Source organism: Pseudonocardia autotrophica, from assembly GCF_003945385.1.
GTDB classification, from domain to species: domain Bacteria; phylum Actinomycetota; class Actinomycetes; order Mycobacteriales; family Pseudonocardiaceae; genus Pseudonocardia; species Pseudonocardia autotrophica.
In genome coordinates this window covers 57,830-72,925 of sequence record NZ_AP018921.1, presented here as the reverse complement: position 1 = coordinate 72,925, position 15,096 = coordinate 57,830, and the positions used below count along the sequence as shown (strand labels likewise).

Annotated in this window: 13 protein-coding genes; 1 reads left to right on the top strand and 12 read right to left on the bottom strand. The window is 71.0% G+C overall.

What is annotated here, in order from left to right; genetic code table 11:
* Positions 1-31 precede the first annotated feature (31 nt).
* Complete coding sequence (locus Pdca_RS34105; RefSeq protein ID WP_166666060.1) at positions 32-1,003, bottom strand: metal ABC transporter solute-binding protein, Zn/Mn family; 972 nt, start codon at positions 1,001-1,003, stop codon at positions 32-34.
* A gap of 1,860 nt (positions 1,004-2,863) precedes the next feature.
* Here Pdca_RS34105 and Pdca_RS34095 point away from each other — a divergent pair.
* Positions 2,864-3,637, top strand: coding sequence for a M23 family metallopeptidase (locus tag Pdca_RS34095; protein WP_085916729.1), 774 nt, complete (start codon positions 2,864-2,866; stop codon positions 3,635-3,637).
* Positions 3,638-4,744: 1,107 nt separating this feature from the next.
* Here the strand turns inward: Pdca_RS34095 and Pdca_RS34090 are convergent.
* The 11 genes from Pdca_RS34090 to Pdca_RS37345 all read right to left on the bottom strand — a co-directional run bounded on the left by Pdca_RS34090 (position 4,745) and on the right by Pdca_RS37345 (position 15,072).
* A complete protein-coding gene (locus tag Pdca_RS34090; protein ID WP_125911712.1) occupies positions 4,745-5,416 on the bottom strand; it encodes a hypothetical protein in 672 nt (223 codons plus the stop codon).
* 451 nt (positions 5,417-5,867) lie between these two features.
* Positions 5,868-6,395: a hypothetical protein gene (locus Pdca_RS34085; protein ID WP_125911711.1), complete on the bottom strand. Its 528-nt coding sequence runs from the start codon at positions 6,393-6,395 to the stop codon at positions 5,868-5,870.
* 342 nt (positions 6,396-6,737) lie between these two features.
* On the bottom strand, positions 6,738-7,376 hold the full coding sequence (locus Pdca_RS34080; RefSeq protein ID WP_085916721.1) for a DUF305 domain-containing protein: 639 nt from the start codon (positions 7,374-7,376) through the stop codon (positions 6,738-6,740).
* Between the two features lie 69 nt (positions 7,377-7,445).
* Entirely contained in the window at positions 7,446-7,880 is a 435-nt protein-coding gene (locus Pdca_RS34075) for a DUF6153 family protein (protein WP_085916722.1), read from the bottom strand.
* A 34-nt stretch (positions 7,881-7,914) separates the two neighbouring features.
* Positions 7,915-9,324, bottom strand: a complete 1,410-nt coding sequence (locus Pdca_RS34070) for an NADH-quinone oxidoreductase subunit N (RefSeq protein ID WP_085916723.1) — start codon at positions 9,322-9,324, stop codon at positions 7,915-7,917.
* Between the two features lie 4 nt (positions 9,325-9,328).
* Positions 9,329-10,834, bottom strand: coding sequence for a complex I subunit 4 family protein (locus tag Pdca_RS34065; protein WP_085916724.1), 1,506 nt, complete (start codon positions 10,832-10,834; stop codon positions 9,329-9,331).
* A gap of 7 nt (positions 10,835-10,841) precedes the next feature.
* Positions 10,842-12,644 (bottom strand): proton-conducting transporter transmembrane domain-containing protein, encoded by a 1,803-nt coding sequence (locus Pdca_RS34060; RefSeq protein ID WP_085916725.1) that lies wholly within the window; start codon positions 12,642-12,644, stop codon positions 10,842-10,844.
* A gap of 3 nt (positions 12,645-12,647) precedes the next feature.
* Complete coding sequence (nuoK, locus tag Pdca_RS34055; RefSeq protein ID WP_085916726.1) at positions 12,648-12,953, bottom strand: NADH-quinone oxidoreductase subunit NuoK; 306 nt, start codon at positions 12,951-12,953, stop codon at positions 12,648-12,650.
* Positions 12,950-13,510, bottom strand: coding sequence for an NADH-quinone oxidoreductase subunit J (locus tag Pdca_RS34050; protein WP_085916727.1), 561 nt, complete (start codon positions 13,508-13,510; stop codon positions 12,950-12,952). The genes nuoK and Pdca_RS34050 overlap by 4 nt, the downstream gene beginning before the upstream one ends.
* Positions 13,511-14,437 (bottom strand): complex I subunit 1 family protein, encoded by a 927-nt coding sequence (locus Pdca_RS34045; RefSeq protein WP_085916728.1) that lies wholly within the window; start codon positions 14,435-14,437, stop codon positions 13,511-13,513.
* Positions 14,434-15,072, bottom strand: a complete 639-nt coding sequence (locus Pdca_RS37345; RefSeq protein WP_174824418.1) for a hypothetical protein — start codon at positions 15,070-15,072, stop codon at positions 14,434-14,436. Before Pdca_RS37345 ends, Pdca_RS34045 begins: the two co-directional genes overlap by 4 nt.
* Between the last annotated feature and the right edge of the window lie 24 nt (positions 15,073-15,096).

Here is a 15,096-nt window from a genome sequence, read left to right as displayed (position 1 = left end):
CATCTACGGTCGCGGCGCACCCCGGTCTCGGTCAACGGTTGAGTGCCTCGGCGAGCGCGTCGAGGTTGCCGTTCATCCACTGCACATAGTCGCCGGCGCCGTCAGGCAGCGTTTCCGACATCTCGATCACCGGGACGCCTGCCTGCTCGGCGGCGGCGCGGACCTGATCGGTGGTGGCGGACTGCGTCTGAGTGTTGAGGATCAGCGCGTCGACCGAGGGCTGGGTGCGGAACAGATCCAGCATCTGGGCGACGACAGCGGCCGGCGGATCGGTGCCCTCCTCGACCGCAGCCGAGAACTCCGGCGGCGTCACATCCTGCACTCCCGCTGCATCGAGCAGGTAGTTCGGCACCGGTTCGGTGACGGCCACTCGGGCTCGCGGGTGCGCCCGGCCGATCTCGGCGGCCTTACTGGTCAGATTCGCGATGTCGTTGCCGATGGTCTGGGCGTTGCCGCGGAAGGTCTGGGCGGCGGGCGGGTCGATCTCGGCGAGCCGGTCAGCGAGCTGCTGCGCGACCTTCTGCACGGTGGCCGGGTCGTACCAGACGTGCTCGTTGAACGAGCCGTGATCTGCGCCCTCCTCACCGGCGTGCGCCGCATGCTCTGCGGGGCTTTCGCCTTCGTGGCCGCGGTCGCCCGCTTCGGGCACGCCCTCGAGCCCGGAGGCCTCGACGGCGTCGACGACCGGGGCCCGGCTGCCGGAGGCATCGACCAGGCCGGTCATGAACCCGTCGTACCCACCACCGTTCATGAGAATCAGCTGGGCGTCGCCGACGGTAGTCGCGTCCTGCGGGGTCGCCTCGTAGCCGTGCGGAACCGCGTTCATCCCCTCGATGATCGAGTCGACCTGGACGTGGTCGCCGCCGACGGCTCGCGCTACGGAGCCCCAGGCATCGGTGGATACGACGATCCGAACCTGAGCGGCCTCCGGGCCGGCGGGCGCCTCGCCCTGGCCGGCCCCACAGGCAGACAGCACAAGGGGCAGCGCGGCTACCCCGGCCACGAGCGCGGCCGGACGGAATCGGTGTCGGGACACGAATGAACTCCCATCAACACATCGACATACATTTATCGAAAACGATTGTCGATTCATCCTACAGGTGTAGATTCCGTCGCCAATGTGATCTGTGCCCGCTCCCTCCAGACGTCGTGTTGTTCAGCGAGCATCGCGCCGACGAGGCAGATGATCGAGTCGTCAGTCGGAAGATCCCGACCACGTCGGTGCTGCGCGGGGCAGGCAGCACGAACAGCCGGCCACCACGCACCGCGCCGCGCTCGCCGCTGCCCGGGCTGAGCCGCCCAGCGGCGTCCACCCGAGCTGCGGGTGGGGCCAGAAGCTGCCCGACGGGATCCCAGCCGCACTCACCGCGGGGCCGACCAGCGTGGCCAGCCAAGCGGCCTGCCCGTCGAGGACCCCGACGTCGCCGGACACATGCGAGGCGCGCTCGCCTGCGGACAGGGGCGACGATCCGTCGGCGGCGTGCGTCGGTCGCCGAGGCGCTCACCGGGGCGCTCGAGCCGTCTGCTCGCGGGGGCTGGGCACCGCGTCCACTGCGGCGCCCAGCCGGGACGGGCGGATGCACGTGCGCCTGCGACGAGCTGATCGAGGCGTGCCCGAGCAGGTCGGCGACCACATCGATGCCGTTGCCGGCATCGACGAGGTCGCTGCCATAGGCGTACCGCAGCTGGCGCGGGCGAACCAACCGATCCAGCCCGGCCCGCCGCGAGGCCGCGGCCAGCAGCTCCCCGACCGCCGGGCGCATGGGCGCGCCGACCGGGCCGCGGAACAGGTTGACGCACACGAGATCGCTGTCCGCGGTCGCCGCCGATCCGCATCCGCTCGAAACCGTAGGTGTCGAACGCCTGCACCGTCACCGCGTCCAGCGGCACCCCGTCGCGTCGGGCCTTCGCCCTATATGCCCGGTTTGGGCTGCCCTTCCGGTGCAGCACGTGAAGATGCACTCGTGCGACCTCGCAACCCAGCGGCCGCGAGTCGACACGCTCATCACCGCTGCCCATCGCTTCGCCTTTGAGCTCTGTGGAGGGAACCCGAGGATCAAGCGGCGGCCGCACCCATGCCCGGCCGACACGCCGTACACCGCGGCATCGTCCTCAGCGACGCCTACGCCGCCGCCCGCCCCGAGCGATCCGTTCGTGGCACCCCGCGGCGACCAGCCCGGCGCCGTCTGACTCAATCAACCCCAGCCCGACAAGGAGGCGACGCCGCCAGAGCGCTTGACCAATAGTTCAGGCGTCAACCTCAAATGAGCTTGCCAGGGACCAGCGAATCACGCGAATAGTGGCTCTAGGCGAGGCTGGGCACCCGGTCCTCGGGTGCGGCAGATCCGGGTGCTTGCGCCGTGGCTCGCCCCCATCTCGATCCCTTCTCGCGGAATGTGACGTTGGCGGCCAACGGAAGGACTTGCGCCGTGGTCCCGCGATGAGCGGTAATCGGGCGTCGCCTCCGATGCTGACCGTTCGGCGCTCGTTCGAGCCCGGTGGTCTCAGGCATTGGTGATGGGGAGGGCAGGCAGGCGAAGCCAGACTAGCGTCCTGGGAGATCAATAACGACCCGGTTACGGGCCGGATACGGCCCGTTCCGGCGACCCGCCCCGTCCGACGGGGGTGGTCCACCGGGCTCGAAATATCGGAAGGACAGGTTGTGGCACGGCACCGCTCCCCCGTGAGCCGGCGCGCACACCTCGGGTTCTCGCCATCGGTCATGTCGGCCGCTGCGGGAACCGGTGGCGCATACCGGCTTGCCGCACTCCCCCAGGTCGACTCCTCCCCGCGCGTGTCGGCTCTGTCCGTTCGAATCATGGCCGCCGCGGTAGCCGGCAGCGCACTCGCAGCCACAGCTCAGATGGTGCTGACCGAGGCACTGCCGTCCGTGCTCGACGGTGACGACGTCCTCCTGCTCGGCGTTGGCGAGCTGTTCACTACCGGAGGTGCGGTCGCACCGGAGGCGGCCGTCCCGGATCCCGCCCTTATTGACGCAGGGGCTGTGCCAGCTAGGGCGCCGATGCTGCGCGAGCCGCAGGTCGTCAGCGCCGCCGATCTGGTCGCGGCGGCCGGACTCGACCAGCCCCCTGCCGAGCAGGCCGCCCGTGCCGCCGTGCAGGCAACCAGCGCCGTCGAGCAGGCTGCCCGGGCCGCGCAGGAGGCACGAGCCGCCGAGAGTTCTGCACTTGAGGCGGCCCGGACGGGCGGGGACGCTGACACGACGACGGGGTCGGCCACCGCCACAGGCAGCAGCGTGCAAATGATGGTGGGACGTGTCAGCTCCGGCTTCGGCCCGCGCTGGGATGCACAGCATAAGGGCCTCGACATCGCGGCACCGATCGGCACCCCGATCCGAGTCCCGCTCGATGGGACTGTGATCAGCTCTGGGCCGGCGAGCGGATTCGGGCTCTGGGTGCGGGTGCGGCACACCGACGGCACCATCACCCTCTACGGACACATCGACCGCACGTTGGTTGAGGTCGGGCAGCGAGTATCGGCGGGCGAGGTCATCGCCGAGGTCGGCAACCGCGGTCAATCCACCGGTCCGCATCTACATTTCGAGGTCATCGAGCCGGGTGGCGACAACATTAATCCGACCCCATGGCTTGCCGGGCAGGGAATCGACTTCACCTAGTGTGTCGCGCCGGAGCTTCTCAACTTAAATAGCTATGGCAAACAGATGGCTCGCGTGGGCGTACTCGAAGGTGTTTGCGATCGGCCTGTCGGCTGCAGGCAGCCTGGGCGAGCCTCCGACGCGCTTCCACTTGGCGCGGCAGCCGTTTGTACTCTTGGCACCATCTATTTCACGAGGAATAGATTGATCTGCTGTCCGAGGAAATTCATCAACTCGGACTTGTAGAAGCGCCCGTCGTAGTTGATCCAACCTGGCACGACGGGGGTCGACCACCGTAGCCGGGCCCCGAAAGCCCAAATTGGTCCTGCGACCCCGATTCCGCTGTCGGATCGTTCGCGCCATCGACTTGCGTGCAGCCTTGCCGACCAGTGGGACGAGCCCACACATCTGCACCCCGTCACGCCTGTCACGCCTGTCGCGCCTGCGGACAGGAGCACGACGAAAGTCGAAACCCAGAACGTGAAGCTCGTGACCGGGGTAGTCATCATCGCGGCCCGCGCGACGGTCACAGATAACCCCAGACTCCGGCAAAGCGGGCAAGCTCAACCGTGCATCACCATGTGCTTGCCGCGCCTGCCCGTAGTCTGCGTGCCCAGTCTGCGGCAGCCGGTATGTCGATGTGGCGCTCACCGAATGTCCGCACCGGGGGATCAGCTCCGCCGGCGAGCTGACCACCCCCCGCCCGCGCTGATGCGCGTGTGACCCGCAGTCCGAAGCAGCAGGTCGACTTCCGGGGGCGAGTGCAGCGCCGACGGCGGCCGACACGTGCCGCCGCGACGAGTCCCCGGCGAGCATTCAGCGACACCTATGAGCATGCGAGCCCCGTCGTGCCGCGCTCGCACGATTAAGGGGCGTTGCTGTCCTGCGTTGCCTCCTCGGTGCGGTGGTCCGATCACGGGTACTGCCGAGACCCGTTGGCTCCAGACTTATCGGCTCCGCGCAGAACCTGGTAGTACGTGTCGCCGCGGAATCGGACGGGCCGCACGATGCGGCCGTCTGCGCGCCTGCGAACCTGGAGTCGCGATCGTTGCTGCTGGGTGCGTGCCGTAGCCCGTCGCCATCGGCCGAGCGCGTCTCCGCACAGGGCCGGGAGGCGCGGTGTTTCGGTCACGATGTACCTCGCGGATGGTGTGCGTTGGTAGAGCCGGTACGCCGGCGCAGCAGCCGCGCCGCGCGATGCTCAGACCCAGGTCGTCCAGTTGTGCTGTTCGACACCGACGGCGCAACGGGCTCGCGTGGCGTGACCTCGTCCCTGACCGGTGCGGACTGGTCAGCCGAGCGGAGATGGGCCGGCTCGGGTCCAGTACCGGCAGTCGAGCCTGGCGTGGCAGGGACGCCTCTCTCGGCTGGCAGCCGGCCGTCGAGTTCCGTGCGCGGCACTCGAGCGTCGAACGCGACGAGCTCGAGGCCGTGCTCGACGACGGCGGACTGCTCCAGCCAGCGGCCCGTGCGAACCACGGAGAAGGTGATGCCGTTGTCCGCGGTGAGCGCGCCGCGGAGGACGGCGGTGGCGTGGTCGAGGACATGTCGGGACCCGAGGGAGCCGGTTGGCATGCCGGTGTCGTGGAGGCTGAGGAGGAACCGGTCGAGAAGCATGTCGGGACTGAAGCCGGGAGCACCGGTCCAGGTCACCAGCAGTGACGTCGTCTGGGGCGTCGATGTGCGACCTGCCCGGCTGAGAACCTGCCGGCGACCTTGTCCGTTCAGCAGTGAATCGCTCCGCAGGGCCGAGAGCACGGTGTCTCGTATCCAGCGGAAGCGGCCAGAGTCGTCGTGCATGAGTGCTGCTCCTGGTTGTCGATACCCGCGAGCGGCCGCCGGATCTGAGGAGGATGGGGCCAGCAGCGGGCGAAGGTTGAGAGGGAAGACGGTGATCCGGCGACGGCCTCGTGGCTGCCGATACCGGCGACCGTTGCGACGTGGCCCGTGGTCTCGGGTGGGGTCGTGGCTGTCCGGCCTAGCCATTGCGAGTCGGTCGGACGACACCGACGTGTGCGCGGTGGGCAGGGGCGAGGCAGTCAGCGATGGCGTCGAGGTGTGCCTCTGCGGGGAGTGGGCCGCGACCCGTTCGACTCTGGCGAAGGATGATGCCTGCCGGGAGCCGAGGTCCTGAGCGGCGCTACCCGGTTCCCACGTGGTCGCTGCTCAGAGGCGGTGTCGTAGGCGCAGTCGGTGCAGAGCCCGTCCGGCCGCTGAGCCCCCGGGTGGCGACCGAGCGTCGCGAGAGCACTCAGCAGCCGGGAGCCCCAGCGCCCGGGGGGCCCCGACGAGCTGACTGCAACCTCCAACCGCACCAACGCAGCATCGATCCGTGTCGGCGCACCCGGGGCAGGCGCACGCCGGGGCGTCGCACCGATCGGCTGCGCTGGGTCAGGCGGGGAAATCGCGCTCGCAAGTAGCCGACCACGAGGTCCGCGGCAGCGCCGCAGATCAGGACCATCGCGACGATCAGCACAGTGGCGGCGAGCTGGGTGCCGGTCACCCCATCCGGAACGAGGCCGTGCCAGACACCAGCCGGTGCCGGCCACTCAAGCCCAGATCCTTCAGCCGAGCGCCCCAGCCACTTGCCCGTGAGATGCAGGGCGGGCTGGGCGACGATGGTCGCGTTGAGAAGGCTCAACAGACCGCGGAATCGCGGCGCGATCCACCGGCGCAGCCCGGTGACGGCCCCGACCAGTACAACGAGGGCAAGGGTGTGGATCGGGTGTTCGCCGGCGAGCACATCAACCACCAGTGCCGCCCCGACCGTGGCGATCACACCGCAGGTCATGGCGCCTCGTGACTGCGGTACGCCGCCGACGCACGCGGTCCTCGTTCGGGACTGCGCGACCGCTGCCATGCCCACCACTCTCCCTCTGGGCCCTGTGACAGCGCTGAGAGACCATGCTGGGAGTCGACGCGAACAACCTGAGGTGGCGTTCCGGCTGCGCCGTTCCGGCTACGGCGCGGTGACGAGGACCCGCGCCGCTGAGTGGCCCCAGTGGGCAACCACAGAACGTACGGCGACGCACCGAGCCACGCCGACCCCAACACGTGCGCATTGTTCCGGGCGGTGGGCGGCCGTCGCTAATGACGGACGCGCCACCGCCGAGTCATGCCTTTAGCCGAGCATCTCCTGCATCTGAGTGATCTCGGTCTGCTGGGCATCGATGATCTTCTGGGCGAGCGCCTTCGCCTCCGGGTTGCGGCCGTCGCGCAGTTCCGTCTGCGCCATCTGCACGGCACCCTCGTGGTGGGCGATCATCATCTGCAGCCACATCCGGTCGAACTCGACACCGGATGCCTGCTCGAGCTGCTGCATCTGCTGATCACTCATCATGCCCGACATCCCGGACATGCCGTTCTGCTCCATCCCGGGCATGTTGTGCTCCTGGCCCATGCCCGGCATGTCACCGGACTCGGGCGCGCCCCATGCGGCGAGGAAGCCCTGCAGCTGCTGGATCTCGGGACCCTGCGCCTGCTGGATCGCGGTAGCGAGCTGCTTGACCTGGTCGCTCTCGGCACGGTCGGCCGCCAGATTGGCCATGTCGACCGCCTGCCGGTGATGAGGGATCATGCCCTGGGCGAAAGCGATGTCGGCATCATTGTGATCGGCCGAAACCTGCTGGCCCGCCGCAGACGAGGTCGGCGCGGGCGGTGCCTGGCCGGCCGAGCCGGTGGCCTCCCCACCGCCGCACGCGGACAGGGCGAGGGCCGCAGTGACCGCCGTCGTGGCGAGCGCCATCTTCTTGATCGTCATGGTGGACTCCGTTGCATGTGACCGGTCGTGAGCTGGTGGAATCCAGCGCTCTTCCGCGCTGGGGGTCGATCAGCTCCGCATCACGCACAGCTGGGCAAGACGACGAGACAGAGGTGGCGGTCTGGCAACAGACCGCCGTCGAAGTGAGCTCCGGACGGGCACGACCAGCGAACCGAGCAAGGGGCCACCGAGGCGGAGCCCGGCAGCGAGAAGGAACACACCGAGGGAGGTCAGGATGGCCAGGCACAAGTGCAAGGCGTGCTCCGGATCCGACCGGGCGCCATGGTCGCCGGGCACGTCAGCCGGGTCGTTGCCGGGTAACGTCAGGTCGGAGATCGCAGGGATCCCGGCAGCACCATCCGACGGGACGGCGGCCGTGGTCGCGGCGTGCCCGGTCTCGCCCGGCGGGGCGGCCACGAACGCGTGCATGCCCAGCAGCGCGAGCAACACGGGCACGATGAGCAGCAACCGCAGCTCAACCCGTTGATTACTCACCCCGGCCACGGTACCGACGGTGAAGCATGTCGACTTCGGGGGCTCACCCAACGGTGTTCAACACCACCCCACCACCGAGGCCGAGCAGCAGCGACAGCGCGGCGGCACCGAGCGCGGTTCCACGCGCCCAGCCACGAGCCCGGGTCACCGGCCGCTCGTGGTCGGGGCCCGGTTCGCCGAAGGCGGGCGCGATCCAGCGCAGATAGTAGAACAGCGACGCGACGGTGTTGACCACGGCGAGCGCGACCAGCCAGACCAGGCCCCCGTCCACGGTCGCGGTGAACACGACGAGCTTGCCGAGGAACACCGCGGTCGGCGGAGTCCCGACCAACCCCAGCAAGGCGACCACCAGCGCGATCGCGAGTGGCGGATCCCGGTGGAACAGTCCCCGGTGGCCGGCGAGGGTGCGCTGTCCGGTGGCGGCGACGACGGCGAACGCGGCGATGTTGGTGATGGCGTAAGCGGCGAGGTAGAACAGCAGCGCCGGCTGCGCCAGCGGGGCCCGCCCGGCGACGGCGAGGGCCATGAGCAGGTAGCCGACCTGCGAGATGGTCGAGTAGCCGAGCAGCCGCAGCACCGAGGTCTGGGCGAACGCGGCGAGGTTGCCGAGTGTCATGCTCACCGCAGCCAGGATCGCGACGATCAACGGCCAGTCGACGACGTCGGCCGGGACCGCGGTGTCGAGCAGCCGGTAGGTGGCGACCAGGGCGCCGATCTTCGGCAGCGTGGTGATCACCGCGGCGACCGCCGGCGGTGTGCCGTCGGCGACGTCGGGCACCCAGAAGTGGGCGGGAACCGCTCCGGCCTTGAACGCCAGCCCCACGAGCACAGCGATCAGTCCGACCGCCGCGGCGCCGCCCGGTCCGGAGGCGATCCCGTCGGCAACCGCGTCGTAGCCGGTTGCTCCCGCCGTGCCGAACAGCAGGGTCACCCCGGCCACGGTGGTGACTCCGGCGAGCGCGCCGGCGAGGTAGTACTTGAGCGCCGCTTCGGGTGCGGTGCCCTGCTTGGCCCAGCCGGCCAGGGCATACAGCGGGACGCTGGCGAGCAGGAACGCCGCGAACAGCAGGATCAGGTCGGCTGCCCCGCCGAGCAGCATCGAGCCCAGCGCCCCGAGCTGGACGAGGACGACGAACTCGGTCTCGCGGCGGTGCCCGGCGACGGTGTCGCCGCACAGGGCGAGCAGCAGCAGCGTCGCGACGAGCACGATCGCCCGGGTGGCGTGGGTCGCGGTGTCGAGGACGTAGGTCCCGAACACCACGTCCACCGGTCGGGTCGCGGCGACGGCGGTCGCGGCCAGGCCGACGGTGCAGGCCAGTGCGGCCAGTACCCGGATCGTCCACTGGCGTCGGCGTGGGGTCCAGGCGCCGAGCAGCAGCCCGGTGACCGCGCCGAGCAGCAGCGCAATCTCCGGGATCAGGGCGGACGGGTCACTATTGATCGTCATGTCCATGCGATCACCGCGTCACCAGCTCGCCCAGGGTGCGGGCGGCGGGTTCGATCACGTCGAGCAGGACCCGCGGCAGCAGCCCGAGCACGGTCGCCAGGACCAGTAGCGCGCCGATGGCCAGCAGCTCCCGGACGTCGAGGTCGGGGAACGGGCGCGGTGTGCCGGGGGTGTCCGGGACACGGACCTCGCCGGAGAGCATCCGGCCCATGGCGAGCAGGAACAACGCGGCGGTGAGCAGGACGCCGGTCACCGCGACGACGGTCGCGACCGGGACGGCGCCGAGTGCTCCGGCGAAGATCTGGAACTCGGCGATGAACCCGGAGAATCCAGGCAGGCCGAGTGAGGCGAACGCGGCGACGGCGAACAGCCCGGCGAAGCGCGGTGTGCGGGTCGCGAGCCCGCCGTAGGCGGTCATGTCGTAGGTGTGGCCGCGCTCGTGCAGCGACCCGGCCAGCAGGAACAGCGCCGCGGTGATCAGGCCGTGGCTGACCATCTGGTAGGTCGCTCCCGCGGTGGCGAGCTGGCGGGCCTGCTCGTCGTCGGCGGTGATCAGGCCGGCGGCGCCGAGGCCGAGCAGGACGTAGCCCATGTGGTTGATCGAGGTGTAGGCGATCATCCGCTTGAGGTCGGTCTGGGCGAGTGCGACCAGGGCGCCCCAGAGCACCGAGATCACACCGAGGATCACCGCGACCAGGGCGAACTGGCGCCAGCTCGCGGGCAGCAGCGGCATCGCGATGCGCACGAAGCCGTAGGTGCCCATCTTGAGCAGGATCGCGGCCAGGATCGCCGACCCGGCCGCGGGCGCCTCGGTGTGCGCAGGCGGCAGCCAGGTGTGGAACGGGAACAGCGGGGTCTTGACCGCCAGCCCGATCCCGATCGCCAGCAGGGTCAGCGCCCCGTACCCGCCCCCGCCGGCGAGCGGGTTCTGCTCGACCAGCGCGGGGATGTCGAACGTGGGCGGGGCCCCGGCCAGGGCGAGCAGGATGAACCCGAGCAGCAGCGCGAGCGAGCCCAGGAAGGTGTAGAGGAAGAACGTCAGCGCCGCCCGCCGCGCCGGGGCGCCGGTCCCCCACCCGGCGATCACGAAGTACATGAACACAATCGACAGGTCGAAGAACAGGAAGAACAGGATCAGGTCGAGCGCGACAAACAGGCCCGCGCTGACCGCCTGCAACGCCAGGAACAGGAGCACGAAGCCCTTCGGCCGGTCGGTGCCGCGCAGCGTGTAGACCGCGGTCGCGGTGAACACGATCGCGGTCAGCGCGAGCAGCGGCAGCGACAGCCCGTCCACGCCGAGGTGATACGAGACCCCGGCGCTGGGGATCCACGCGTAGCGCTCGACGAAGCCGTACCCCGACGCGGGCAGGCCCGACCAGACCCCGGCGATCAGCCCGAGCTGTACCAGCCCGGTCCCGAGCCACGCACTGGCGAACACCGTCGTGCCCGCCCGCGCCGGAACCGCGCACAGCGCGACCGCGACCAGCGCGGGCAGGAAGACGATCAGCGAGAGCATTCCGGGGTCACCTCACGACGATCACGAGGACGGCCAGCGCCGCGAGCAGGGCGAACCCGACCGAGGCCTGCGCGTAGTACTGGTGGATCTGCCCGGTCTGCGGACGACGGGCGGCCCGGCCGAGCGCGCGGGCGCCGTCGGCGAGCCCGGCTACGGCCCGGTCGACGCCGCGCTCACCGTGCCCGGCCACGACCGCGGCCAGCCGCGAGGTGGCACTCGCCGCGCCCGCCGGGACACGGGCGAGCACGCGGTCGTCGACCACGGCCAGAGCTGCTCCCAAGGTCACGACCGGGCCGACGACGTAGCGGAGCGCGAACGCCTCGAGGCCGAGCCACCGGTCCAGCAGGCCTGGCGTCGGGACGCGCTCGCCGAACCGCCACACCAGCAGCACGCCGGCACCGGCCAGGACGCCGGACAGCACGAGCTCCCAGACCTGCGGAGCCGGGTCCGGCCGCACCGGGCCCAGTGCCAGGATTCCGGCCCCCGCGGCGGCGAGGGCGAGCACGACCGTCGTGGTCACCGCCGGGAGCGGTATCCGGACCGGAGCAGCACCGGTGGCCGGGAGGTCGGCGGGTTGCCAGGCGAACCACAGCGCGCGTCCGCTGTAGAACGCCGCGGTCCACCCGGCGACCAGTCCGACCAGGTACAGCGCGGGTGAGGAGCCCAGGGCGGCGGCCAGCACGGCGTCCTTGCCGACCCAGAGCCCGAACGGCGGCAGCCCGGCCAGCGCGAGCGCACCGACCGTGAATGCGGCCCCGACCACCGGGTGCCGCCGCGCGGCCCCGCGCAGCCCGCCGGTCAGGCTACGGCTGCCGAGTGTGGCCAGCCACAGGCCGGCGACCAGGAACAGCAGGCTCTTCGCCGCGGCGTGCGCCACGGTCTGCAGCGCCCCGGCCTGCGTCGCGGCGGTCCCGGCGGCCAGCACGATGAACCCGATCTGCGAGCAGGTGGACGCGGCGAGCAGCTGCTTGAGATCGTCCTGGACCGCGGCGACCAGGCCGAGCAGCAGCGCGGTCGCCACCCCGATCCACGCCACGAGCGGGGCCGCCCAGCCGGCCGCTTCCAGGGATGGGGCGATCCGCAGCAGCAGGTAGCCACCGGCGGCGACCATCGTCGCGGAGTGCAGCAGCGCGGAGGTCGGGCTGGGTCCGTGCATCGCCCCGGACAGCCAGAAACTGAACGGCAGCTGCGCGGATTTCCCCAGCGCGGCGACGACGACACCGGCGACCGCGACGTCGCCCCAGACGCCGTCGAGCCCGGCCAGATCCGTCAGCGCCATTGCGCCCGCGCCGCCGGCGAGCATCGCCCCGGCCGCGACGTAGAGGCCCAGGTCGGCGGCCCGTGTGGTCAGGAACGCGACCGTGCCGGCGCGGGCGGCCACCCGGTCGTCGAGCCGGTAGCCAATCAGCGCCCAGCTCGTCGCGCCCATCACCTCCCAGGCCATCAGCAGCGCTGGCAGCGTCGTGGCGGTGACGGTAACCAGCATCGCGGCCGCGAAGACCAGCATCAGGCCGTGGAACCGGCCGGTCCGCAGGCCCGGCTCGGCAGCAGCGACGACCAGCGCGGCCAGCAGCACCGCGGCGACCAGGACGACCAGTACCGCCGAGAGCCCGTCGACAGCGAACCCGGCCCGAATACCGACCAGCAACGACACCTCGGACGCGGGCCGCGTCGCCGCGGCGGCCACGGCGAGCGCCAGGGTGGCGGCCGCCGTGGCGACACCGGCCGCGGTCGCGCCGCGGGCCGGGCGGCCCAGCAGCAGCACCGCGCCGGCGACGGCCGGGAGGCCGATGAGCACCGCGAGCAGCACCGCTCAGCCCTCCAGCTCGGTGGCCGAGTCGGTCATGTCGATCCGCTGGGCACGGTAGATGGCGGTGACCACGGCGAACCCCATCGCCATCTCGATCGCCATCGCGGTCACCACCGCCACCACGATCACCTGACCATCAGAGGCGGCCGGGGCGAGGAAATACCAGAACGCGGCCGCGGCCAGGATGATCCCGTTGATCATCAGCTCCAGGCCCATCATCAGCATCACGACCGACTGCTGGGTGAGCGCGCCGAACAGCCCGATACAGAACAGTGCGGCGGCCACGAGCAGGAACGCCTCGAGGATCACCGGCCGACACCTCCACCGGTCGGGTCGTCGGCCCGCTCGGCGTCGAGGTCGTCGCCGAGCCGGTCGTAGCGGCCACGCCCGGTGGACAGGACCACGGTGGCCACGATGGTGGCGAACAGCGTCACGCCGAGGGTCATCATCGTCAGCATGTGGCCGCCCATCAGGGCCTCGCCCAGCGCGACGGTCGGATCCGGCGCAGGCGCACCTCGGCGCTGCGGCCAGTCCACGACGAGGATCCCCGCGGCCAGCCCGGTGAACACCAGGCCCGAGATGACGGCCGCGCCGCGGGTGTTGTGGAACATCGACATCGGCATCAACCCGGCCGGGTTCATCATGAACATGACCATGAACACCGCCATGATCACCATCTCGATGATCATCATCAGGATGATGACGACGCCGAGGTAGGCCAGCCCGGTCATCAACACCATCGCGGCGACCGCGAGGAACGACACCAGCAGGCAGAACGTCGCGCGCGCCATCGAGTCGACGACGAACACCAGCACGCCGGAGGAGAGCGCCAGCAGGCTCAGCACGCAGAACACGGCGAGAACCATCTACATCCCTCCCCGGGCCAGCACGACGAGTGCGACCACCAGCGCCTGCACGATCGTCAGCGGCACCAGCACGACCCAGGAGATCTCCGCCCAGCGGTCCATCCGAATCGTCGGGAGCTGGTGGCGCAGCCAGACCAGTACGACCAGCACCGCGGCGGTCTTGAGTAGCACCCACGCCCACGCAGGTAGCCACGGCCCGTGACCGCCGCCGAGGAACAGCGGGACCGCCATCGACGCCGCGGCCACGAGCAGCAGCCGGCGCCCCCCGGCGAACAGCAACCGGTCCACACCCGAGAGCTCCGAGCCCGCGCCCCCCGCGGTGTCGCGGGCGACCGGGGCATCGAACGGCCCCCAGAACGCCATCGCCGCAGCACTGAGCAGATAGGCGACGAACGCCGCCGGCATCAGGACGACGAACCACAGGCCGGCTTGGGCGTCGACGATGTCGGTGATCCGCAGGCTGCCCGCGGCCAGGGCCGCGGTGATGATCGCGAACATGTGCGGGAGCTCGTAGGACAACCCCTGGGCGACGAACCGGTACCCGCCGACCAGCGACAACGCCCCGTTGGGACCCCACCCGACCAGCCACACCGCCGCCCACGCGACGACCTCCATCGCGTTGAACCAGACGACACCGACCGACAGGTCGACCAGCGGACGCTCACCGAGCGGGACGACCGCAGCCGCCAGCACCGCGGCGACGCTCAACGAGGCGATCCCCGCCCACCGCAGCAACCCGTCGGCGGCGAGCGTGCTGCGGCGCTGGCCGACCAGCAGCCGCGCCGTGGCGCGGACCGGTTCGACGGCGGCCGCGGCGGGCCCGACGGGTCGCCCGGCGGCCCGGCCCGCCAGGGCGCCGTCGAGTGCGGCGAGGAACCAGACGGCGGCGATCATCAGGGCCGGGAGCAGCAGGGTCGTGGCACTCATCGTTCGCCCGGCTCCCGGTCGCGGAGGCCGGCGGGGGTCGCTGCGCCGTCGACGTCGGGATCGAGTGCCGCGACCAGCAGCCGGGCGGCGGTGAACTCCGCTCCCGCGAGACGCCCGCTGAGCTCGGCGAGGACCGGACGCTCCGGCTCCCCGATCGTCCGTCCCGCGGCGTGCGCCTCGATCCGGGCGAGCCGACGCTCGAGCAGCTCGGCCACGTCCACGCCGTCACCGGATTCCACCCTGCGCAGCATCAGCCGCAGTACGCGAGACCGCCGGACCAGGCGCAGCAGCCCAGAGAGGCCGTCGGCCGGTTCACCGGCCCGGGCACGGTCACGGAGGTCGCGTGCCCGGGCGGCCGGGCCCGGCCAACCGGCGACGGCGAGGACGCGGGCGACCACATCGAGGTCACGTACCGCCGCAGCGACCGGCCCCGAGGGGCGCAGCTCGGCGGCGTCGAGGACGCGGGCCTCGGCCGAGGAGATCACGTCGCCCTGCAACTCGACGTCGACGACCAGGCCGGCCGGCCAGTCCGGGAGCACCGGACCGAGCGGCAGATGGAGCACGTCGAGTGCCAGACCGTCACGATCCTCCGCGACGTCGGCCATGGCCAGGCCCCCGGGCAGCGGCATGTCCATGTGGTGATGCTGGTGGTCGCCGGC